We start from the raw sequence: 23,128 nt of genomic DNA, 5'->3' as shown, positions 1-23,128 counted from the left end.
GATTAGGCATAAAAAACAATCCAAGTTGGATTCAGGAAATTTTTACTTTGAGGTTGTCATACCAGGAATTTTTTCAAATACTAGATTATGTATTCCATCTGTTACCATTGAAAATCCTTTTAATACGTTCGAGTTATCCCGAAGAAATTCTAGCGCATTAAAGAACAGGGAAGTACTTGTAAATATATCTTTTTTCACCGGCCTAAATATAATGTCTGGGTGATTCAAATTCTTTGCAACCAACTGACCCTCTTCTACACGAAAAGAGAATAGTGTTGCATACTCCTTATTATAGTATGCTCCGGCATATGCCTGCAAATCCTGTACAGATAGTTGTACTGGTTCATACCGTTCCATAACATCAGGTCTACTTTCATTGTAGGTAAAATAGAGTGTCATACCATCATCTCCTTCTTTAAATTCAAAAAGTCGTGTGTCTTCCATTTTTGCATATTGCTGAAATATATTGTCAGATAGTGGTACCAAAGTTTGATGCCCTTTTCCAAACAACCATTTAGTTCGCAGTGTATCGTTTTCAACAAATATCTGAGAGGCATAGCCTTCTTTAAACCAATAGTTCCCTTCAAAAGTCTTAAGTTTCCTAACACTTAAATTCTTTATTCTCTTAGCCTTGAAATCTATGTTTGCTGGCAACGGGTATAAATCCTTTACAAGTGGAACAATGGCACCCTGAGCCAAAGCTCCATTATATTGATTGTTATTTCCTAAAGCAAAGGAAATGATGTTTTGATCAAGGTATCGAAATACGTTAGTACCATAACCTCCTTGTAGGCCATAATTCCAAAAAATGGGAAGCCCTCTTTCTGGGTGCGTAAACTCGCGACCGATTGCCATTTCTCCCCAATAATAAACGAACTTCTTGCCGTTGGATAGTTGAACTGGCGTATCTAATTTTTGAATCAGGTTTCCAAGCTTACCTTGAGGTTTTGAGTAATTCAAATACCACTTTGCAAGATCTTCAGCGGAGCAATATGCATTGATAGCACCTATAACACCGCTACGAACTTCAAGTTTCATATAACCCTTATCTTCTTCTTTTTGATACGGTTGAGCAACCTTGGTAAGCATGGAATTGCTATCATCTCTTATGATGGAACTATTCATTCCTAGAGGTTCAAAAATATTAGATTTAACAAATTCTGCAAATGACAAACCTGAACTTCTAGTAACAATTTCGGCCATTAGCACTGATTCCGTAACAGATTCATGAAACGAAAAATCGGTGCCTGGTTCAAAAGAAAGTGATTTTTGAGAAGCAATCAATTTTAAAGCCTCCGCTTGGGTTCTTACTTCTCCAGAACCATTAATCACAGTATGTATTTTGTTTATATCATAAAGACCACTTGAATGGTTCAACAAATGCCCTATTGTCACTGTATGAACATACGTAGGCAATTCTGGCAAATACTTGCATATATCTTCATTCCGAGCAATTTTTCCTTGCTCTTCTAAAAGGAGAATAGCCAGTGTAGTAAATTGCTTGGACATTTCGCCCAGTTGAAACTTAGTTTGTGGCGTAATTAATTCGTTTGTTTCCAAATTAGCAACACCGAATCCTTTTAAGTATAAAATTTTTCCATCTTTAAGTATCCCTGCCGCTCCGCCAGGCTGGCTTTTGGTATTCCAGGCTTTAAAAATAGAATCCGTTTTCTTTTCAAAACTACTAGGCAGTTGAGCGGAGCAAACATTAAATAAAAGTGATGTTAAGAGTATATGAATTAATTGTCTGTTCATTTTTTGATGATTTGTTCTAGTTTTCACTCTGGATAATTCACATACGTGTAACTCTTATGAATAATTTTCCAGCTCCCTTGATATTTTAAGAGCATTAGATAGTCCGTATAAATTCTTTTTGGCCCTGGCATGATAATTTCAATCTTACCTACTGCAGCGTCGTTTTCATAATCAATTGACACAATCCTGCCAATACGATTGCTTTTTTTTCCTTGTTTTATTCCTCCAACATAATCCTGACCGTTCCAAACTTTTAGGCTGTCGTTTGCCACACTATATAGGTTGAGTTCAGGGTGAAAAGCTCTTTTTACACGTTCTGGTTCTCCATTGGCGGTTCCTTCCAGATAATCGTTTAGAGTACTGGTAATCAATTCTAAATCTGTTTGTGCACTGACCGCATGAATTCCTATAAAGAAAAAAGTCATCAATAAGATTATGTTCATTTTCATGATTTCAATTGTTTAATTTCTGTTCGTGTTTTTATTTAGTTTTTTCCAAATTCTGGCTTGAGGATTCTTCCTTTTGAAACCAAATATCGGAAACTCCATTGGTCGCTAAGCGAAACCCTTTGACAATTCCGTTTAAATCCCTTTCAAATGCTAGAGATGAAAAATGTCTTTGATTTCCTGCAAACAAATCTTGTACTCTTGGACTCAATTGAACCGGCTCTAACCTTGGATGAATTAATGCGAGCTTTCCTTGATCAATAGTTAGGGAATATGAAGTATCCAAGGTGTTTGCATAATAATTTCCTGTAAACATATCAAGGTTTTTGGCCCAACTCGCATTCGCATCAAATGCAACTAAATGAAAACTGTCATCACCAACAGTTACATTCATAGTTTTGGGTACAGCTCTTGTATCAAAATTAACCGATACCTCTACCGGGGAAATCATTTTGAAGGAGTTCTTGGTCAAGGGCACTAGGGCACTTTCATTACCAGGGCCTCTGGAATATCTCAAGGTATCGTTGACGATATGAATTTTTCGGGTGGAGTAGTTTGTAACGTCCCAATAATCACCCTCAAAGTTAGCAAGTTGCTTTTTTGACAATACTTTGGAGTTGATACTGGCAGACGCTTCACCAGATGATGAATCCAAAAAATCTTCAATATATAGCGCACTGGCTCCTGTGCCCGCATATCCGTTATAGGCACCATCATTTCCCATAATAACAACAGCAAGGTAATAATCGGGATAGCGAATCAATTTACTGGCATATCCCCCAGCAACCTCGACATGGTATAGTTTTTTAGCTCCTCTAAAATTCCAATACCGGTGGCCTCCTGTATACAATGAAGTATTGACTTCCTCAAGCGTTCTTCCGTCAACAACTGAAAGTCTATCAAATTTTTCAACCATTTGGGTCGTACCAATTTTAGGATCTCCCAGCTCCTTTGCCCAAAGGCACATATCTCCCACGGTGGTGTAGACATCTGATAAAAGCGTGTGACTATGGCTCATGTTTGAACTGATAAAACCATCGTTTTGGGCAAAATACCCCTGGGCCTTGTTTGCGATTACGGCACCTTGAGTATCATATATTGAATTCTTCATTCCTAGTGGTTCAAAAATCTCCTTGGTCACAAAATCAGTATATGACATTTTAGAAATCTTAGCAATAAGGTCTTCGAGTATCAAAAAACCAGCATCCGAAAAGCGTTGTACACTCCCACTATTGGGTACTGATCTTGCCTGGTTCTGAATCATGGTATATGCCTGTTCCTTGGTGAAAACATCTTCAGCTCTCCATCCTGCGAGGGCTTTGAAAACCTCATCGTTGTTTAATCCACCGGTGTGATGTGTCAATTGTTCAATACTTATGGAGTTGGGAAAGGACTTTAATTTGGGCATATGCATCCGTATATCATCTTTCAATGAAAGTTGACCACGTTGTTCTAAAAGTAAAAGTGAATAAACAGTGAACTCCTTGGCTATGTCACCAATATGAAATCTAGTTTCCGCACTTATGGGAATCTTGTGTTCCAAATTGGCGAGACCGTACCCCTTAGTGTAGACAATCTCTCCATCGTTAAGAACCCCCACAGCAATTCCGGGTCTATCAGCTGTATCCCATTGGGAAAAAACGTCATCTATTTGAGCTGGTGTAATTTGTCTTTTTTTTACCTCCTGAGAAAAAGAGATCGTAATTGCAAATAATAATAATGCCGTGAATAAACTTTTCATGTCCTGTTCGTTTTTTGATGATTTATGATTGTTGTAATGTTTCAATAACTTTTTCTGCAACAGTAGCTGCTGCAGATGGATCTTGACCCGTAATCAAACGTCCATCCACCTGATAAAAACCGTCCCAACCTTTTTCGGAAAATTGAAAATCGCCACCTCTTTTATTGATGGTTTCTTGAATTGAAAAAGGGAAGGTCTTGTAATATTCAGCATCTTTATTTTCGAAAATATCAGGGAACCCGTTTACTTTTTTCCCAGTAAATAGGTAAGAACCATACTGAGTCTTGAGGTTTACTATACCAGCGGTGCCATGGCAAATGGCTGAGACTATTCCATTGTGCTGCTCGTACAATTCCATTACTATTTTTTGGATGGCCTCGTTTTCAGCCACTCCGAACATTGCAGCTCCACCTCCTCCGTAATACACCGCCTTATAATCAGATGCCACAATTTCAGTTGGTTTTTTTGTTGTCTCCAAATCATCCATAAACTCATTATCATAAATGTATTTCTTTTGAAGCGGATCTGAAGTACTGATATAACCAATGGGAATTGCCCCACCCTGAGGGCTAACAAAATCGATTGAATAACCTTTCTTTTTAAAGACTTCATAAGCTTGAACTATTTCAGAAAAGTGATTCGAAGCAGCGATATCAGAATCTCCATAAAAATGGGCATTCGAAACAATAAACAAAATTCGTTCTGCTTGCTGGGTAATTTCAGTTTTGCTAGTTAATTTTTCTGGATTTTGCTTACATCCTACAAGTAGAAAAAGGATAGCAAAAAGTGCGTACATAGTATTTTTCATGCTAAGGCTATTTTGATTCAATAACAATACTATATTGAATCAAAATGAAAGTAGGTCTTACTTATAAATCTGGAGTACGGATTTATAAATTGGGAAGGGATTTAAGGAATTTTTAGGAAATGCTTTCCTTGTATTTCGCGGGTGTAGTCTTCGTCATCTTTTTGAAAACTGAATAAAAGGTTGATTTAGAATTGAAGCCACAATCATAACCTACGGCCTCCAATTTAATATGAGTATTTGATTGAATCAAGTTTTTGGCCTCCTGAACACGATACTCATTGACCAAGGAGGTAAAGCTTTTCCCCAAATTATCATTAATCAATTGAGAGAGTGTATGAGGTAGAATATTCATTTTACTTGCTACATCGGAAAGCTTAAGATCCGCATCAGTATAAATTTTCTCGTTCACCATTAGATGGTTCAATTGTTCTACGAGGTTTTCAGCTTCAGCTGCTTCTATTTTCTTATTGGAGTACTTATGGTTCTTATCAAAAATAGCACCTTTAGTTCTTCGAAAATGAATCAAAAGAAATAGTAAATAAAAAATGAAGGAGAATGATAATGCCCCCACTATATAGGAAGTATAAGAACAGGTTTTGTAGGCAACCCAAATGATTACATTACCTATAAAAACGCTCAACACCCAAAAGTCAAAATCAGACAGTTTCTCGTTCTTATTGAATAATTTATTGATTGTACTCCTAATAACCCAACCCGATGCAAGGATATAGCCTAACCAAACCAAATAGATTATTTCAACCCAACTAAGGCTGCGGCCGATAACCCATGGGTCATGCGTTTCTGGGAACGAAACGCCTACTAAAATAGATAAGGTCAGCAATACCAAAAAGTGAAGTGTCCAGAAGCGCGTTTTAGAATCTGACCGTACACAAGATTTCATATAAAAATAGAGCGCTGGGCCGATTAATATACAAGCCGCGAGACCAACCTTAATAAATATTTGCGCAAGGTCATCATTGAAATAGTAAAATACCGATTTCCCTACTCTAATTGCAAGCATTAAGAGTAAGAGCCCTAAAAAGAAGTTGGAAACATTCTTGGGCTTTTTAAAAAAGAAAAAATAAAAACTGATTAGCAAGGCATTGAAAACACCTAAGGCGCTAAAAAAGAACAATAGCTCATCAGATACGTTCATAATCAATCAAAGATTTCCATAAAAATAGGAAAATTCATAGCGATGAAAGTTAGTTAGTTTGTATTGTCTCTAAAATAGTATTCCCTAATTCTCTTAATCACTCCGCTTTGGGGCGCTCTAAAACAGATTCACCCAAAAATTCAATATCAAAATAATAAAAAGGATTTGCCTTTTCATCAAGTTCATATGATTTGCCATCTTCAAATATAAATCGCTCTTCTTCCCTTTCATCAATATAGATTGTAGTTTCTTTTTGCTGATACAACTTATACCTGAGGTTAATCAATTCCATATAGAGAGTAGGAGATTCGTAAAGAATGGGTAAGTCATTTTCAAGGACAACGTACTTAATTTTACATTCTGAATATCGGACTATTATTCTCTCTTGATAGCGCGTATCCTTTCGCAATATTATTTCTTTTTCATATTCATGATGATCAATATCGCAGTCTTCAAAATTTACCTTTATTGCTCGTGATTGAGATTTAAAATCCTTAATGAATTCACGTCTATCTGACTTTCGATTAGCTTTATCCGTGTCCATGAAAGAGTTTAAACTGTAGATAATGATACAAATTACAAAAGGGGTTATAATATACAGCCAGAATTCAACGTATGTATAAATTGGCGCAGTATACTTCTCATCAAAAAAGAATTCCATTAACCAGGTGCTCCCCAATACGAGAACGACAAGTACTACAATTACTTTTTTGAGGTATTTTAAATCTAATCTTTGTCTTTCCATCTAAGTGATTCCATAATCCGTCCCATATCGTTTTGAAGATATTTTGCCGCAGGATAAATAGAATCATAATTCGGCTTTGTTTTGAAGTACAAGGCCCCTGTCACGAAATGGTTAAGGCTATCAGTTACAAAAAACTGGGCCTGCGAAGCGGCATCACCACTCACTTCGTAAAAAGCCCCATAAACTTTGTTTTCAGTGTTTTCAAAGATCTTTTGCTGAATCCCATCCGCTTTTGCAGCGTGCTCTCCGCTCAATTTATGTGCATCTCTAATTAATTTATTTAAATCATTTCGAACATTTCGATAACTCAAAAATATTGCAGCCTTCATCTCAGGATATTCAACAATTATCGACCTGCGGTTTTTCTTAACAACTTGCGCCGCTAAATTCGAATCAAAGGTGAAATATTCTGTGTCTACGGGTTCCGAAGTTGGTCTTTGATATTCCAAACGTAACATTGCCTTAGGTTTTGGCAAAACGTTCTCTTCACCACATCCATTGAAAAAAAAGGCGCATCCTAAGAAAGCAAGTATTATTTTAGTTCTCATTTGGCAACGTTACTTTTATTTGCTTCAATCTCTTTTTATCTAAGCTTTCTACTTTAAACTGGTAGTCATTAAATTGTACTTTTTCGCCTTTTTTTGGAAAGCTTCCGGCTATTTCGAGAACGAATCCGGCAATGGTCTCTGACTCTCCTTTTTGGTCTTCAAACTCTTCTTGATTTTCAATTTTGACGACACGATAAAAATCCTTTAACGCCGTCTTTCCTTCAAAAACGTAATTCAAATCATCCAATTTTGAGAATACCAGATCTTCATCATCAAATTCATCGCTAATATCGCCGACAATTTCTTCTATGATATCTTCTAAGGTAACAATTCCCGATGTACCTCCATATTCATCCACAACAACAGCAAGGTGATTTTTCTTCTCTTGGAATTCCGACAACAAATCATCCAATTTTTTGTTCTCCGGAACAAAATAAGGTTCACGAATCAAAGACATCCAATTAAACGTTTTTCGGTCAATGTAGGGCAAGATATCTTTAACGTAAAGAACTCCTTGAACAGTATCAATACTTTCGGTGAAAACAGGTATTCTAGAGTAACCGTGTTTTTTTATTTCTTCCAAAACATCAAGAAATTTCATTCCTTCGTTCAAGGCAAAAATGTCGATACGAGGGCGCATCACCTGTTTGGTATCCGTATTTCCAAAAGAAACGATGCCCTCTAAAATTTTTTGTTCTTCTTTGGTCGTATCTCCTTCAGTTGTTAGCTCTAAGGCCTGTGAAAGATGGTCAACACTTAGGCTGGATTTCTCTTTTCCCAATTTGTTATATATAAAAGTCGTACCTGAACGCATCGGTAGACTCAACGGGGAAAAAACAAAATCCAATACTTTGAGAGGGTACCCCATGAATTGTGAAAAGCTTACTCGATTTCTATTAGCGTATACTTTAGGAAGTATTTCTCCAAACATCAGAATCATGAAGGTAATAAGCACCACCTCAAGCAAGAACCGAACAGAAACAAAGTCAAAAAGCTTATAAGTAATGTCTGAAAATAGAGTGTCGCCAATAGCGTTAAATAGTAAAACAATACCGATATTAATTGCATTATTAGCTATTAAAATTGTGGCCAATAACTTTTTCGGTCGTTCTAAAAGCTTGACAATAATAGAACCTCTTGTCGTTTTTTGGTTATCCATTTCGTTCACATCAGTAGGCGAAAGTCCGAATAAGGCAACCTCTGCTCCAGAAATCAATGCGGAGCAAAAAAGCAGTAGTACTAAAACAGCTACTTTTAGTGCAAAAGCACCATCAAAAACTACATAAGCTGGAAGAAAACTAAGGGGGTCAGGGTCCAATAGTTATTATTTAAAATTCAATTAATTAGAATGGCAAATCATCCTCCTCAGTAGGGGTCGCCTGAGGAATTTCATTAGTCGCAGCAGGCTTTTGTACCTGAGTCTGTTGTGGCTGAGCATTTGTTTGGGCATTGGCCATGCTCTCTTTCTTTGTCGATAAAAAAGTAAATTCTTGCACCTGTACTTCAGTGGAATAACGGGTGTTACCGTCTTCACCCTGCCATTGTCGGTTTTTCAAACGCCCTTCAACATAGATTTTATCTCCTTTACTAAGGTATTTCTCGCAAATTTCAGCAGCTTTGTTACGTACCACAATATTATGCCAGTCAGTGTTCGTAACCCGTTCACCGGTTTGCTTGTTCGTATAGCTCTCATTAGTGGCAATAGGAAAGCGGCCAATACTACCTCCACCATCAAAATAGTGCATTTTCACTTCGTCGCCCAAATGCCCTATCAACATTACTTTATTTAGAGTTCCGCTCATGGTTAATATTGTTTTTCAATTAAGAAGAATACCTTTATCTAACCGCTCCATAGAAGACATATCTAGTCTTCCAAAAAGAACAATAATATAGTTCAAAAATACGAATTTTTAAGTCTTTCTATAAAATCGGCAATCAGGACGGGAACAGGGTAATCTTCAAGATTTTTGATTGGAATAGAATTGGTCAAATCTGTTTTGGTCTTTACTTTCCAAAAACGGGTATGTAAATGCTGATGAGACAATTTATGAACGATTAATTGCTCATTTAAAGGAGTCACTTCGGGTATATCTTTCAATTCCAAAATCTCCGGCAAAAACTGCTTTACCTTCTCTAAATTCGCTTCTGCCTGACATTCTAAAAGAGGAAATTCCCATAGGTTTTGCCAAATCCCTTTGCCCTTTCGTTGGGCTAGTACTGTTCTCAGATCGCCGTCTTTAGCTTCAATAACTGGCACCAAATAGTTGAAGTATCGATTTCGTACTTTGGTTTTGTTCAATTTCACCGGAAGTTTCTCGATTTTATTTCCTTGCAAAGCAACACAACTTTCATTTAAAGGACAATGCAGACAGTATGGCTTTTTCGGAGCACATTGAATTGCACCAAACTCCATGATACCCTGATTGTAGTCCCTAATATTTTCTGTATCCATCACTTCACGTGCCAGTTCTTTAAAATACTTGACCCCCTCAGTACTATTGATCGCTATATCAACGCCAAAGTAACGAGCTAGAACACGATAAACGTTTCCGTCTACTACCGGTTGTGCTTCATCAAAACAAATCGAGGCAATGGCACTGGCCGTATAATCCCCTACACCCTTTAGTTTTAAAAGTCCTTCATAGGTATTTGGAAAGTTTCCTTCATACTCTTCAACTACCATTTTTGCGGTAGCATGCAAGTTACGTGCTCTTGAATAATAACCAAGACCTTGCCAAAGCTTTAAGACTTCCTCTTCTGATGAGGCTGCCAAATCGTATACCGTGGGAAAATTAGCAACAAACTTTAAGTAGTAAGGAGTTCCTTGTACCACTCGAGTTTGTTGTAGCATAATTTCTGAAAGCCAAATCTTGTATGGGTCTCTAGTTCGGCGCCAGGGTAAAGTGCGCTTATTTTGTGCGTACCAGATAAGAATATTTTGGGAAAAAGTCATTAACGCGAAATCGTTCTGTCAAAAGTAAGGGATTATTAATAGAATTCTTTTCAGACTTCTCAATTTCACTAGAATTTTGAAAATTTAACTTTAACACCAAAAGCCTAATGAATTCACTTAAAATTAGTTGTTTAAGACTAAAAGAATAAATTAAATTTATATATTTGCACGCCAAAATTTTATACCTAAAACTTAATTTAAAAGATGACGAAAGCGGAAATTGTATCGAAAATCTCAGATAAACTGGGAATTGAAAAAGGTGATGTACAAGCAACAGTAGAATCATTTATGGAAGAAGTGAAATCTTCTTTAGAAAGTGGAGATAATGTTTACCTCAGAGGTTTTGGAAGTTTTATTATTAAAACTAGAGCCGAAAAAACAGGAAGAAACATTTCGAAAAACACAACAATTAAAATACCTGCACACAACATACCGGCATTTAAACCTGCGAAGGTTTTTGTTGAAGGTGTTAAGAGCAACGTTCAAGTTAAATAAAATACTAATCATAAAAAGTAACCCTTTATGCCGAGTGGTAAGAAAAGAAAAAGACATAAGGTAGCTACTCACAAACGCAAGAAGCGTAGAAGAGCTAACCGTCACAAGAAAAAGTAGTTGTTATAACTACTTTTTCACTTTATACGTTCATTGACATAGAAATTCCAAAAGTGGATTTCGGCAGGTGAATACGCCTGTTTATGTATTGTTTAATCCATTTATCCGTCAACTGACGGATGAGTATAAATAAATTCAGGTGAATAGAGAATTAATCGTAAGATCTAGTTCTGATGCCGTAGATTTTGCCTTACTAAAAGATGGGAAACTTACTGAATTACATAAAGAAGAGGACAATAACGATTTCTCAGTTGGTGATATATTTCTCGCCAAAGTCAGAAAACCGGTTACCGGCCTGAATGCAGCTTTCGTTAATGTGGGTTATGAAAAAGATGCTTTTTTGCATTATCATGACCTTGGGCCGCAATTATCTTCAATGCTAAAATTCATTAAGCAAGTGAGTACAGGAAAATTAAGAGATTATTCCCTGAAAAACTTCCCAACTGAAAAAGATATCGATAAGCATGGTGTAATAACTGATGTTATTAAAGCCAACCAATCTTTATTAGTGCAAATTGTTAAAGAACCCATATCAACCAAAGGACCAAGAATAAGCTCCGAACTTTCATTAGCCGGGCGCTATTTGGTCATGGTACCTTTTTCTGATCGCGTATCAGTCTCTCAAAAGATTGCTAGTAGACAAGAAAAAGACAGATTAAAAAGGCTTGTAAAAAGTATTAAGCCAAAAGGTTTTGGAGTAATTATCCGAACAGTTGCAGAAGGCAAGAAAGTAGCAGAACTGGACAAAGATCTAGAAAACTTGCTTGACAAATGGTCAGCAATGTGCAAGAAATTATATAAAGCGCCAACCCCTTCTAAAGTACTTGTAGAACTCAATAGGGCTTCAAGTATTTTAAGAGACGTTTTTAACGATTCCTATACAGGAATACATGTAGACGACAAAACGCTTTATAACCAAATTAAAGATTACGTGCTGGAAATTGCACCAGCCAAAGAATCAATAGTAAAACTGTATAGTTCGTCTATTCCTATTTTTGAAAAATTTGGAATAGAAAGACAAATTAAAACCTCTTTTGGCCGTACTGCCACTATGAGTAAGGGTGCTTACCTTATTATAGAGCATACCGAAGCTTTGCACGTTATAGACGTAAACAGTGGTAACCGTTCAAACAAAGCCAAAAATCAAGAGGATACTGCCTTAGAAGTAAATTTATTGGCAGCTTCTGAAATCGCAAGACAATTGCGCTTGCGTGATATGGGAGGAATTATAGTAGTAGATTTTATCGATATGGTAAAAGCACCGCATCGAAGAAAACTTTTTGATCATCTTCGTGATGAAATGAAAGATGATCGCGCCAAACACAAAATACTACCTCCGAGTAAATTTGGACTTATACAGATTACTAGACAAAGGGTTCGGCCCGAAATGAATATTAAAACAACAGAGGAAAATCCAAATGGTAACGGCCAGGAGGTTGAAGCTCCAATTGTTTTAGTAGACAAGATTAATGCCGACCTAGAACGCCTTTTAAAGGGTCCTAAAGCAAATAATGGTATTACGCTAAATATACATCCGTTTATTGCTGCCTATATTACGAAAGGCTTCCCATCTATGCGTTCCAAGTGGTTTATGGAACACAAAAAGTGGATCAAAATACAACCTAGAGATGCCTACACGTATCTCGAATATCGTTTTAAGGATAAAGACGGTAAAACCATTTATTAAGCCTCAACGGCTATTTAAAATTTAAGCGACCTCAAATGAATGGGGTCGCTTTTTTTATTTCCTTACTTTTGAGAAATGCAATTTCAAAACACAGAAACCTACACCCTAAAAGAAGCTACAAGAAAGCTAGAAGGGTATTGCACCTATCAAGAGCGTTGCCACAAGGACGTGTTGCACAAACTTAGGAGCATGAATATGATTCCTGAGGCCATAGATGAAATCGTTACACATTTAATTCAAGAGAATTACCTTAACGAAGAACGTTTTGCGCAAAGCTATGCCAGAGGTAAATTCAATATTAAAAAGTGGGGTAGAAATAGAATTGTCAATGAATTGAAGTTTCGGGGGATTTCAAAATACAATATTAAAACAGCTTTGAAGGAAATTGAAGATGGAGCATACTTAAGCGCTTTGGATGCACTTTCTTTAAAACGCCTAGAAGCCATTAAAGAAACTAACCTGCAAAAAAGAAGAAAAAAACTTGCCGATTACTTACTATATCGAGGTTGGGAAAGTCATTTGGTGTACAAAAAGGTAAAGGAACTTATTCCCTGAAAAACTTAGGTGAGGGCTCGATTCGTTCGCTCTATGGCCCTTCTATTCTTTCGCTCTATCCATTTTTGGCCTTGTAATTTTCGCATTAAAACATCGAAATGTCGCATCAAGAAAATGTTATAGGCAGCTTCTAAAAAGTTCAAAGGATTCCTTGCCAAAGCCCTTAAACTCATCGAAAAACCTGGAGTTAAATATTTCATATAATGCCAATACCCTTCTGGCATATAGAGTACTTCACCATGCTTTAAGATTGATTTGAAGCCTTTTGCTTTTCGCAAAGCCGGCCACTTCTCAAAATCCGGATTCGAAAAGTCAATACTTTCATGCGTAATAATCGAATGCGGTACGCGATACAAATATTTGTTCTCAGATTGCGGAAACAGAATACAGAGTTTTTCTCCTTCAAAGTGAAAGTGAAAAATATTCGCAAAATCAATATCGTGGTGCATGAAGGTATGGGAATCTTTCCCTCCAAAGAATAACATTGGTACACCTTTTAAAAGTCGAATTCCAAAATCAGGATACGAGAAGTCTTTCTGTAGAACGGGAACTTCCTTTAAAACATTCCATAGAAAAATTCTGAATTTGGTAGGCTCTCTCTTTAACAAATCGATGTAGTCGGACATCTTCATTTCAGCATGCGGTTCGTTAAAACCATCATCATGATGAACGGGTCTATCATCATAAAGGGGAACCAGCTTATCCCCTGCTACTTGCTTGATGTAGTCCAAATTCCATTTGGAATGGGCATCCCAACCACCATCAAATTCCTCTATAATAACAGGTTTTTGCGGCTTCAGATAAAAGCGTACGAAATCTTCTTTGGAAATGGTTTTTACCCTAGGAATATCAACTAGTTGCAATGGAATTGGGTTATTTTAAAGACCAAATTTAAGTATCCCTGATGGATTATTTTCTTAAAATAAAGCTAATGTAAAAGGTCTATTTCAAGACTTTTGATTTTTCTTTAGCCTCCTCGTTTCGTTCAATTTTATGATTTGGTCTTGTCCATTTTGGCTTTTCACCTAAAGGTTGTAATTGTGAGTCTTCGGCTTCTACCGTTTTTGGCTGCGATACCTTGGTAAAAGGTTTTTGAGGATTTAAACCTAAGAGTTTAAACATTTCCATATCCTCATTCACATCGGGATTTGGAGTAGTCAATAATTTATCTCCGGCAAAAATGGAATTCGCGCCTGCAAAGAAGCACATGGCTTGCCCTTCTCTACTCATTTCAGTACGGCCGGCCGAAAGACGGACTTGTGTTTCAGGCATTACAATACGTGTGGTTGCCACCATGCGAATCATATCCCAAATGGCAATAGGCTCCATGTCTTCCATAGGTGTACCTTCAATGGCAACCAAAGCATTAATCGGAACTGATTCGGGCTGAGGGTTCAAAGAAGTAAGTGCAACTAACATTCCGGCGCGATCTTCCAATTCCTCACCCATGCCTATTATTCCACCACTACAAACGGTTACATTACTTTTTCGAACATTGTCAATAGTTTCCAAACGATCTTCAAAAGCACGTGTGGAAATCACATCTTTATAGTAATCTTCAGATGTATCTAGATTGTGGTTATAAGCATATAGACCTGCTTCTGCCAGACGGTTCGCTTGGTTTTCGGTAATCATACCCAATGTACAACAAACTTCCATATCAAGTTTGTTGATGGTTCGTACCATCTCTAGCACTTGGTCAAACTCCGGTCCGTCTTTTACATTACGCCAGGCCGCACCCATACAAACCCGAGAACTTCCAGAAGCTTTAGCGCGTAACGCTTGGGCTTTCACATGTGAAACGGTCATCAAATCATTGCCTTCGATATCGGTATGATAACGAGCTGCTTGAGGACAATACCCACAATCTTCAGGGCAACCTCCGGTTTTGATAGACAAAAGTGTAGAAACTTGAACCGTATTTGGATCGTGATTTTCCCTATGGATGGTTGCTGCTTCGTAAAGCAATTCCATTAAAGGTTTGTTATAAATATCTAGGATTTCCTGTTTCGTCCAATTGTGTCTCATTTCACTCATATGCTCGAATATATTAGGTCAAAAATAAGCTATTCGGAATCAAAAGCCAATGAAAGAAAAGTACAAATTCTAAACTGCTGCTAAGGAAAAATGCTTAGGTTTTAGAAAGTAGTATACTAACAGCATTTCCTCCAAAACCTACGGCATTGACCATAACTTTTCGAATGCGATTTAATTCAGGTGGCTGCTCATTATAGATCACACCAATAAATTCTTGGTACTTTAGCATGAGAATGGCCAATTCCACACTTAGCATACCAGATGCACCAAAAGTGTGACCCACTTGCCATTTATTTGATGTTAATGCTGGATGATTATCTCCAAAAACCTTCTGAATGGCCTTATACTCTGATAAATCTCCTTTAATTGTTCCGGGAGCATGCATAACGATAGTATCTACTTCGTCTGAATCCACTTCACCCAAAGCCATTTGCATGGAACGTTGAAAACATTCCGCATCTGAAGAAATGGAAATGTTGTGTTTTAAGATTTCCGTTGCATATCCTACCCCTATGATTTGCGCTAATGCACTTTTAGGATTTCCTTTTTCAAGACAGGCGACCGCAGCACCTTCTCCCAAAACCATGGTGTTTTGTTTTTTGTCTAGGTTTAGAGCTTGGCAGGGATAGTTTTCAAGGCTATCGCTTCTCGACTCCGCTCGAAGTGACAGTTTAGGTGAAGCATATATCTTCAATGCCCTCATTTGGGCAATCGTAAATGGTGTTAGTGGTGCTTCACTTCCACCGACCAAGAAAGTTTCTGCCATGCCTGATTGCAGCCAAGCTATTCCGTTTATCATGGCATGTAGTGCTGTAGAACAGGTAATGGAATGCGATATTTCAGGGCCCTGGGAATTTAAATCGTGCGCTACCCAAGAGGAAATATTTCCCAGGGTTGTAGTTGGAGATGTTAAAGTGGCCGCCTTTTTGTTTTTCACATATTCTGAGTGATAGGACTCAAAAAGAGCCGTTGCCCCACGGGAAGACCCAATATTTATTCCAAAGTTTTCATTTTTCCAGTTAGCATTTTTGATTGCATTTCTGGAAACATAGATAGCAAACAATACCGAATCATCAAGCTTCTTGTATTTGGAATCAGAATTTCGAAGTTGTTCAATCTCTTTTTTAGCATTTGTATTCAAAGGCGCAACCCACTCTTGATTTTCATCAAATTTTCTTCGCTCAAAAAGATGTATTGCTTTCTTGTAGTTCGCCCATACCTCTTCATTGGAAGTGCCCAAAGCAGAAATAGAACTAATAGCTGTTATGGAAATCGGTTGCGTCACTCAAAATGAATTATTTGACAAATGTAAAAGTTCTTATCTTCATCTTACACAAGAAAATCAAGAAAGCATGAACAATGAATTGGTAGAATACCCCAGTTGGTGGAAACGAAATTGGAAATGGGTGGTTCCGGTAGCGGGCTGCCTGAGCCTAATCATAATTTTTGTCCTATTTATCGGCTCAATTTTCTGGGGAGTCACTTCGGCCCTGGAGGGTTCCCAACCTTATGAATATGCTTTAGAGAAAATAAATCAAGACGAAGAAATTACTGGTGTTTTAGGTTCTCCCATTGAAAAAGATGGCATGATTCAAGGGAGTTACAATTATACCAATGGTAAGAAATCAGCCGATATGAAAATTCCCATTTCAGGACCAAATGGCTCAGGTACCTTGTTCGTTGAAGCTACCGGCGAAGATGACGATTGGACCTATAATGTCATTCGTGTAAAGATTACTGATGACGAGAGTATTGATTTGTTGGAGGAGGAATCAGAAGAGTTTTAATCCAACCTGAAATAAGCGTCCATTTTATTCTTATCCGCTTTTCTATATTTGATTTGATGCTTCACGCCCTTTTCAATTAATACACTTTTCTTATACCCGTAAATTTGTTCTCCTTTTATTCCAAATGCGATAATAGTAAAACGCTTACCTAGAGGGGCGTCGAAAGAAATATTTCCTTTTTCATCTGAATACAAATTAAGTAAGGCATTATTTTCATTATTGGCAGCATACAATTGGGCGAAATCCAGCTCAGTATCAGACACCAATTCAAACGTAACTCTATCCGTAATTTCTGGATAAAAACGGTCTACATTAATCCAACCCAATTTATTAATACTTATTGATTGATATAAATCATTAACTAAGGTTGTAACCTTTGACCTTAACATATGGTGATACTTTGGATGTTTATTAACCCAAGCGGTATCAATTATTCCCGTTTCAAATAAAATATAATCAAACTTAAATGCTTTAATAGTATCAGATACTATTGCTAAAGAATCAATCCCTTGGTATTTCTGTTTAAAATCACCTACAGTAAATTTTTTATCCAATGTTTTCAAAATAACTGAATCCACAGGCATATCAATCGCAAAAGTAATATTATACCTCATGAAACTAGTGTCCTTTTGAATCAAGACAGGATACTTTCGGTTTTGCAAAACTTCTTTTGACTTTTCCCAATTCATATTTCCTTGAGCATCTCTATTTCCCTCAAATAGCTGCATTTCCTCAGAAGAGATCTTAGGAAAACTCACGTCTATACTTTCCCCTTCGTCTATTTTCAATTCTTTATTTTCCGAAAAGATTTGAATTTTATAAGCACCACCGGATATTAACCATTTTTCATCAGAAACAGTTTGAGCGTTTGCTCTTAATAAATCTTCTGTGGAGGTCAATTCTAATAAATGTATTTCAAGTTCTCCCTTTGGAATACTACCATCTTGATGTTGTAGAACACCAGGGTCAATTTTTAAAACAGTTCCCTTTTTTCCTGTTAATTCAACTGTAGAATCTGAATTAATTTTGAAAATCTGCGTTTCGGGCTCGTGCTCCTTTAAAAAAATCCGTAAATCTTCTTTAGAGTTATCAAGTTTACATCCAAGACTACATAAAAGTGCAAGTGATACAAGTAAAAATTTTTCCATAACGAGTGGTGGTTTTTACTTTGTAGAACAAAAAGCGTACCTAAATAATTTCTAATATACTTTTTATCGAATTGTAGACCTTTTCTAACTGCTCATCCGTTATCACATAAGGTGGCAAAGTATACACAGTGTTTCCAAGCGGACGAAGATTTACACCTTGCTCCATAAAATACTTGTACAATTTATCTCTTAGAGCACCATATCTATCGGTTTGCACTTTTAAATCAACGGCTAGAATTACTCCCATACAACGGACTTCTTGAACCGAATTATGATTTTTGATTTCTGCAGCAAAGTCTTGATGCGCCTTTTCAATATAATTGCGTCGTTCTAGAATTTCAGGGGAATTCAGAAGTGCTATTCCCGCTAAAGCGGCCGCACAACCTATGGGATGTGCACTAAACGTATGTGCATGAAAAAAACCTTTTGAAACCTCATCACTTAAAAAAGCATTATACACTTCTAAGGAACAACTGGTAATACTCAATGGAAACATTCCCGCAGTTAAGGCCTTACTGAGGCATATAATATCTGGTTTGTTCTCCAAATAATCGCAAGCAAAGTCTTTTCCTGTTTTCCCGAAGCTGGTCATGATTTCATCAGCAATGGTCAATACATCGTATTGCCTGCACTTCTCTATCAGCCTATCGAGTCCATTTGCTGAGTGAAATTTCATACCGGCAGCACCTTGTACTAGAGGTTCAAAAACAAAGGCTGCGCATGAATTATTCTTTAGGATGGATTCCAATTGCTGAATCACCTCATCAATGGTATCGTCTTTTGGAACAGGAATACGCTCCACCTTCAAAAGAAAATCTTCAAATGGTCCATTGTAAGATGAAAGTCCCGAAGCGCTCATAGCACCAAAAGTATCGCCATGAAATCCATCTTCAAAAGCAATCAAGGTATCTCTTTTATCACCTTGATTATAATAGTACTGCAATGCCATTTTAATACCAGCCTCAATGGCTGTAGACCCGTTATCATTAAAGAAAATCTTTTCTTGATTATCTGGTAAAATGGCAATTAATTGTTCGGAAAGTTCTATGGCCGGGCGATGGGTAAAACCACTGAACATCACAAAGTCCAGCTCTTTCATTTGTTTTGTTATAGCATCCGAAATAACAGGATTGCAATGCCCATACATGGCGGTGTACCATGATGCGATTCCATCTATATACTGATTGCCATCTTCATCATATAAAACAGCTCCTTTGGCCTTTACAATAGGCAACATTTCAGGATTCAATTTGTGCTGTGTCAGCGGATGCCACAAGTGCTTTTTATCTCTTTCAGAAAGATTTTTCAAGGCAGAAGAATTAATTGAACAACGGATTTCTTTATCTTGCAAAGATGAGGAATTCATCCTAAATCAAAGTATGCTCAATCGGCTTTTAGACAAACTTATTCCCAAATACAATGACCTAAAACTTAGAACAGTTTTCGGCATTTTATTCGCAATATCTCTCTTTGTCCGCCTTCCTTTTTTCTTTAGAGACTATATCGACCGCGATGAAAGTACATTTATTTTAATGGCGCAATCTTGGGTTGATGGAAACCTACCTTACACAGAGTTATGGGATTTAAAACCACCTATTGCCTTTCTCTTCTTTGCGGTTATTATCTACCTATTTGGAAAGAGCTTTATAGCCATTCGTTTAGCAGGCGTTGTCATCGTAGCATTGACCGCTTTTTTTTCATATCGAATAACAGAAAATCTAGCTGCAAAAAAAACAGCTTTCTGGGTTGGGATAATTTGTGTCGCATTTCAAAGTATGTTCGGCAGTATACAGGGTGTAATGTCAGAGCATATTTGTATGGTGTTTTTGGTACCTGCTATTTATATAATGATGACGAAAAAGGAGTGGCATTGGTTAGGGCTAGCTGGAGTATTAATGGGTATTTCGATAATGGTCAAGTTGAATATGGCCTACACCCTTCTATTCGTTGGAATTTATTTAATCTACTTTTTTATTAGAGAGAAGAAATATAAAAATGGAATCGTTGGCGCTACAGCCTATGGATTAGGGATTATTGGTATTGTACTGCTTACCTGGTTACCGTATTACCTTTCTGGAATTCAGGAGCTCTGGTGGAAATCGGTGGTCATTGCACCGTTAGATTATGCCGGCGCAAGTCAGAATTCTATCTTGAATTTAATGCCAACCTTTATTTTAATTGGTGCTTTCTTCTTTTTCGCATGGAAGAAAAACTATCTGGATTTTAAAAATTCATCTGTGCGATTACTATTGATTGCCATTCTAGGGATATTGTACGCTTTCTACAAAGGAGGAAGAATCAATAGCCATTATTTGATTCAACTTTATCCTATTCTGGTTGTTTTAGTAGGGATTGTCTTTAGCAGGCTTTTTGCTACTTCGAAACTTAAAATATCCAAAGGTTTTCTATTGTTATTACTAATAATTCCCGCGGAAAGCTATTTGGAATATTATCGAATTGTAAAACATAAAATCGAAAGAGGAAGCTTTCCTAATGGGGAAGGAATTACCGTTCCCCAATATCTTCTAAAAAACAAAATTGACACACACAACATCCTATTTCTTGAATATCATATCGGGTATTGGGTATTGAATGAAAAACCACCAACGAAAGCTGCTACCCACCCAAGCAATATATGCAAACCAGAGATGTTTGCCGCCTACGACAATCCACGAAAGACTCCGATGGAAGAACTTCGATTTATCATGGAAGACTTGAAACCAAATACCCTAGTTAGACGAAAAGACAGGCTGGTTTTTGATGCAAAACAGACTGAACCCAATGCCTATATCGATACCTTTATCGAAAAGCACTATCAGCTCTTGACAACAGTCGATGAAGCAGAAATATATAGGCGTTTAGAGTGATAGTAAGCTACCTCGAAACTTCTCCGCATATTTTTGAATCACGACCTTATTAAAAATTGCCTCTTCGTCAATTCTTCCTATTAAAGGAACTCCTGTTTTATGAAGTATGATTTGTTCGGTAGTCGGATGTTCATCTCCACTAAATAATAGAGACACATCATAGCCTTTTTGTTTCAACCAATTTACGGTTAATAAGGTATGATTTATACTCCCTAAATAGTGTCTTGAAACGACGATTACTTTATAATTAGGCATTATAATATCTAGAATAGTATCATCTTCATTCAGGGGAACCAGCAAGCCTCCTGCTCCTTCAATAACCAAATGATTTTCGGTTAAGGGAGCAACTATTTTTTGAGTATCTATACGAATACCATCAATATCCGCTGCTGCATGAGGACTCATAGGAGTTTGAAGTTCGTAACTGCTCTGGTGGATTTTGCTCTTTGAATTGGTAATTAAATCAGCCACTTTATGGCTGTCCGAATTGTCTAAATCACCTGCTTGAATTGGTTTCCAGTAATCGGCTTCAAGCGATTCCGTTATAATTGCCGAAGCAATTGTCTTTCCAACTTCTGTAGATATTCCGGTTATGAAAATTTGCTGCATCTTATTCAGGTTTTGTTATGATTCCACAATGTAAACATTTGTATTTTCTAGGTTCTAAAAAGGGAAAAAGTTTATGAAATAGGCTTTTTCGTTCGTAATAAGCTTCCGATTTTGCTGCCCTACAGTTAGGGCAAATGACAGGGTTTCCATCTTCGTCTAGGGCATAGGCCCTTATTTCATTGTAAATTTCAATTGCTCTGTCTTTGTCTTTTGAATATACTTGTAGTTTAACACCTCCAATAGCATTACTAATTAAAGGGTCAGCGTTTAAGGTGTTTTCATCACGTAGGAAAACAGGAATACCTTCAGATTCCAATTTGCTTTTGATAATTTGAACATCTGCCGCATACTCAAAAGAACTTATCTGATAAAATTTTTCTTCCATGAATTCAAAGATACCTTTTCAACAACTGAAGTGCCAACCCAATTTCTTCTTCGGAATTATAACTATGTAGACAAAATCGAAGACGTTCTTGTCCTTCAGGAACTGTTGGTGATAAAATAGCCTTTATCTCAAAACTTTTGTCATATAATTTCTTAGAAATGGATTTTACCTTCTCATTTCCTGAAATCAAACAACACTGTATCGCCGAATCGCTTGGTGTAAAAAACGAAGAAAGACCTAATTTTAAAAGTTTTGACTTAAAGTGTTGTATGTTCCTAAGTAGTTGTTGAATTTCCTCTTCGCCAATGGCGGCATTCCAGTACCGATAGGCACTCAATATCGATGCCACATTATGTGGCGGTAGTCCGGTAGTATAAATAAAACTTCGGGCAAAATTCACCAAATAGTCAATTAGTGATTTCTCACCTAAAATAGCAGCACCATGACATCCCAAGGCTTTGCCAAAAGTAATAATACGCGCAAAAATTTGTTTTTCGATTTTTAAATCTTGCACTAAGCCCTTTCCATTTTTACCCAGAACTCCCATAGCATGTGCCTCATCAACAATTAGATGTATATTTTGCTTAGCACAGAATTTGGCCAGGCTTTTTAAGTCTGGGGAATCACCGTCCATTGAAAAAACCGACTCAGTCACGACATAAATATCAGTGTCCGACGTTCTAGACTCCGCTCGAACTGATAGCTCTATTTTTGATTTTAGATCCTCTATATCATTGTGCTTGAACTTGTAGTTTCTGGCATTTCCCATTTTTATACCATCACGAATGCTGGCATGAATATATTCATCATAAAAAACCACATCACCCCGCTGTGGAACGGCACTAAAAAAGCCAATATTGGCATCATAACCAGAGTTAAAAACCAATGCCCTTTCGACATTATGAAATTCGGTTATCAGCTCCTCTAGTTCCCGATACAGCTTATGATTTCCGGTTAATAGCCTCGAGCCTGTGGCTCCATTCTGGGTTATTTCAGTTTTTAATAAATACTGAAATGTATCCGCATAAATGGTTTCGTTTTTTGCAAAACCCAGATAATCGTTGCTCGAAAAATCAACCAAATTTGTTGGGAAAGGTAAGCTCCTTAATGCTTTTGAATGCTCTCGTTCTACAAGTTTTTGCTGTAGTTTTTTTGGGAAATTTGGCATGGGTTAAAGGTAAGGCATCCAAAGAAAAAAGGGAAGTAATCATCCATACAAAGTGGTCCATTTGACTAGGTTAAGAACAATCGATTTTCATTCTTGTCGAGGTCTTCTACCCCATGCTATT

The 23,128-nt window shown here is 37.1% G+C and carries 23 protein-coding genes; 5 read left to right on the top strand and 18 right to left on the bottom strand.

What is annotated here, in order from left to right; all coding sequences use genetic code 11:
• Positions 1 to 42 precede the first annotated feature (42 nt).
• The 10 genes from FEE95_RS07680 to mutY all read right to left on the bottom strand — a co-directional run bounded on the left by FEE95_RS07680 (position 43) and on the right by mutY (position 10,152).
• The gene (locus tag FEE95_RS07680; RefSeq protein ID WP_138657290.1) at positions 43 to 1,755 is read right to left on the bottom strand and encodes a serine hydrolase domain-containing protein; all 1,713 of its coding nucleotides are present in this window, start codon (positions 1,753 to 1,755) and stop codon (positions 43 to 45) included.
• 23 nt (positions 1,756 to 1,778) lie between these two features.
• Positions 1,779 to 2,204, bottom strand: coding sequence for a nuclear transport factor 2 family protein (locus FEE95_RS07675; RefSeq protein WP_238474515.1), 426 nt, complete (start codon positions 2,202 to 2,204; stop codon positions 1,779 to 1,781).
• Between the two features lie 31 nt (positions 2,205 to 2,235).
• The gene (locus FEE95_RS07670) at positions 2,236 to 3,942 is read right to left on the bottom strand and encodes a serine hydrolase domain-containing protein (RefSeq protein ID WP_138657289.1); all 1,707 of its coding nucleotides are present in this window, start codon (positions 3,940 to 3,942) and stop codon (positions 2,236 to 2,238) included.
• 22 nt (positions 3,943 to 3,964) lie between these two features.
• Positions 3,965 to 4,750: a type 1 glutamine amidotransferase domain-containing protein gene (locus FEE95_RS07665; protein WP_138657288.1), complete on the bottom strand. Its 786-nt coding sequence runs from the start codon at positions 4,748 to 4,750 to the stop codon at positions 3,965 to 3,967.
• A gap of 112 nt (positions 4,751 to 4,862) precedes the next feature.
• On the bottom strand, positions 4,863 to 5,906 hold the full coding sequence (locus tag FEE95_RS07660) for a helix-turn-helix domain-containing protein (protein WP_138657287.1): 1,044 nt from the start codon (positions 5,904 to 5,906) through the stop codon (positions 4,863 to 4,865).
• A 97-nt stretch (positions 5,907 to 6,003) separates the two neighbouring features.
• Positions 6,004 to 6,450 (bottom strand): hypothetical protein, encoded by a 447-nt coding sequence (locus tag FEE95_RS07655; RefSeq protein WP_171036998.1) that lies wholly within the window; start codon positions 6,448 to 6,450, stop codon positions 6,004 to 6,006.
• Between the two features lie 182 nt (positions 6,451 to 6,632).
• Positions 6,633 to 7,199 (bottom strand): gliding motility lipoprotein GldD, encoded by a 567-nt coding sequence (gene gldD / locus FEE95_RS07650; RefSeq protein WP_138657285.1) that lies wholly within the window; start codon positions 7,197 to 7,199, stop codon positions 6,633 to 6,635.
• The gene (locus tag FEE95_RS07645) at positions 7,189 to 8,517 is read right to left on the bottom strand and encodes a gliding motility-associated protein GldE (RefSeq protein WP_138657284.1); all 1,329 of its coding nucleotides are present in this window, start codon (positions 8,515 to 8,517) and stop codon (positions 7,189 to 7,191) included. Before FEE95_RS07645 ends, gldD begins: the two co-directional genes overlap by 11 nt.
• A gap of 25 nt (positions 8,518 to 8,542) precedes the next feature.
• Positions 8,543 to 9,001: a single-stranded DNA-binding protein gene (locus FEE95_RS07640; RefSeq protein WP_138657283.1), complete on the bottom strand. Its 459-nt coding sequence runs from the start codon at positions 8,999 to 9,001 to the stop codon at positions 8,543 to 8,545.
• 92 nt (positions 9,002 to 9,093) lie between these two features.
• Positions 9,094 to 10,152 (bottom strand): A/G-specific adenine glycosylase, encoded by a 1,059-nt coding sequence (mutY, locus tag FEE95_RS07635; RefSeq protein WP_138657282.1) that lies wholly within the window; start codon positions 10,150 to 10,152, stop codon positions 9,094 to 9,096.
• 204 nt (positions 10,153 to 10,356) lie between these two features.
• Between mutY and FEE95_RS07630 the strand changes: the two genes are divergently transcribed.
• The 3 genes from FEE95_RS07630 to FEE95_RS07620 all read left to right on the top strand — a co-directional run bounded on the left by FEE95_RS07630 (position 10,357) and on the right by FEE95_RS07620 (position 13,006).
• Complete coding sequence (locus FEE95_RS07630; protein WP_038236075.1) at positions 10,357 to 10,647, top strand: HU family DNA-binding protein; 291 nt, start codon at positions 10,357 to 10,359, stop codon at positions 10,645 to 10,647.
• A 256-nt stretch (positions 10,648 to 10,903) separates the two neighbouring features.
• Positions 10,904 to 12,451: an Rne/Rng family ribonuclease gene (locus FEE95_RS07625; protein ID WP_138657281.1), complete on the top strand. Its 1,548-nt coding sequence runs from the start codon at positions 10,904 to 10,906 to the stop codon at positions 12,449 to 12,451.
• Positions 12,452 to 12,526: 75 nt separating this feature from the next.
• Entirely contained in the window at positions 12,527 to 13,006 is a 480-nt protein-coding gene (locus tag FEE95_RS07620; RefSeq protein WP_138657280.1) for a regulatory protein RecX, read from the top strand.
• Between the two features lie 5 nt (positions 13,007 to 13,011).
• On the opposite strand, the gene FEE95_RS07615 is transcribed toward FEE95_RS07620, so the two are convergent.
• From FEE95_RS07615 to FEE95_RS07605, 3 genes are all read right to left on the bottom strand, one after another.
• Entirely contained in the window at positions 13,012 to 13,869 is an 858-nt protein-coding gene (locus tag FEE95_RS07615) for a cupin-like domain-containing protein (RefSeq protein WP_138657279.1), read from the bottom strand.
• Between the two features lie 79 nt (positions 13,870 to 13,948).
• Entirely contained in the window at positions 13,949 to 15,043 is a 1,095-nt protein-coding gene (bioB, locus tag FEE95_RS07610) for a biotin synthase BioB (protein ID WP_138657278.1), read from the bottom strand.
• Between the two features lie 94 nt (positions 15,044 to 15,137).
• Positions 15,138 to 16,328, bottom strand: a complete 1,191-nt coding sequence (locus FEE95_RS07605; RefSeq protein WP_138657277.1) for a beta-ketoacyl synthase N-terminal-like domain-containing protein — start codon at positions 16,326 to 16,328, stop codon at positions 15,138 to 15,140.
• 67 nt (positions 16,329 to 16,395) lie between these two features.
• Between FEE95_RS07605 and FEE95_RS07600 the strand changes: the two genes are divergently transcribed.
• Positions 16,396 to 16,830 (top strand): cytochrome c oxidase assembly factor Coa1 family protein, encoded by a 435-nt coding sequence (locus tag FEE95_RS07600; protein ID WP_171036997.1) that lies wholly within the window; start codon positions 16,396 to 16,398, stop codon positions 16,828 to 16,830.
• Here the strand turns inward: FEE95_RS07600 and FEE95_RS07595 are convergent.
• The gene (locus FEE95_RS07595; RefSeq protein WP_138657275.1) at positions 16,827 to 17,978 is read right to left on the bottom strand and encodes a hypothetical protein; all 1,152 of its coding nucleotides are present in this window, start codon (positions 17,976 to 17,978) and stop codon (positions 16,827 to 16,829) included. The genes FEE95_RS07600 and FEE95_RS07595 overlap by 4 nt on opposite strands.
• Positions 17,979 to 18,018: 40 nt before the next feature.
• Positions 18,019 to 19,344, bottom strand: coding sequence for an adenosylmethionine--8-amino-7-oxononanoate transaminase (gene bioA / locus FEE95_RS07590; RefSeq protein WP_138657274.1), 1,326 nt, complete (start codon positions 19,342 to 19,344; stop codon positions 18,019 to 18,021).
• Positions 19,345 to 19,357: 13 nt separating this feature from the next.
• Here bioA and FEE95_RS07585 point away from each other — a divergent pair, with 13 nt between their 5' ends.
• Positions 19,358 to 20,845, top strand: a complete 1,488-nt coding sequence (locus FEE95_RS07585) for an ArnT family glycosyltransferase (protein WP_138657273.1) — start codon at positions 19,358 to 19,360, stop codon at positions 20,843 to 20,845.
• Here FEE95_RS07585 and bioD read toward each other — a convergent pair.
• From bioD to FEE95_RS07570, 3 genes are read right to left on the bottom strand one after another with little or no spacing between them, the layout of a single operon-like run.
• Positions 20,837 to 21,454: a dethiobiotin synthase gene (bioD, locus tag FEE95_RS07580; RefSeq protein ID WP_138657272.1), complete on the bottom strand. Its 618-nt coding sequence runs from the start codon at positions 21,452 to 21,454 to the stop codon at positions 20,837 to 20,839. The two genes, FEE95_RS07585 and bioD, sit on opposite strands and share 9 nt — an antisense overlap.
• Position 21,455: 1 nt before the next feature.
• Positions 21,456 to 21,839, bottom strand: a complete 384-nt coding sequence (locus FEE95_RS07575) for a putative signal transducing protein (protein ID WP_138657271.1) — start codon at positions 21,837 to 21,839, stop codon at positions 21,456 to 21,458.
• Between the two features lie 4 nt (positions 21,840 to 21,843).
• Positions 21,844 to 23,007: an aminotransferase class I/II-fold pyridoxal phosphate-dependent enzyme gene (locus FEE95_RS07570; RefSeq protein ID WP_138657270.1), complete on the bottom strand. Its 1,164-nt coding sequence runs from the start codon at positions 23,005 to 23,007 to the stop codon at positions 21,844 to 21,846.
• Positions 23,008 to 23,128: the final 121 nt, after the last annotated feature.

Source organism: Maribacter algarum (ex Zhang et al. 2020) (assembly GCF_005885635.1).
GTDB classification, from domain to species: domain Bacteria; phylum Bacteroidota; class Bacteroidia; order Flavobacteriales; family Flavobacteriaceae; genus Maribacter_C; species Maribacter_C algarum.
Note: the sequence above shows the minus strand (reverse complement) of the source record. Positions and strands in the feature narration are given on the sequence as shown.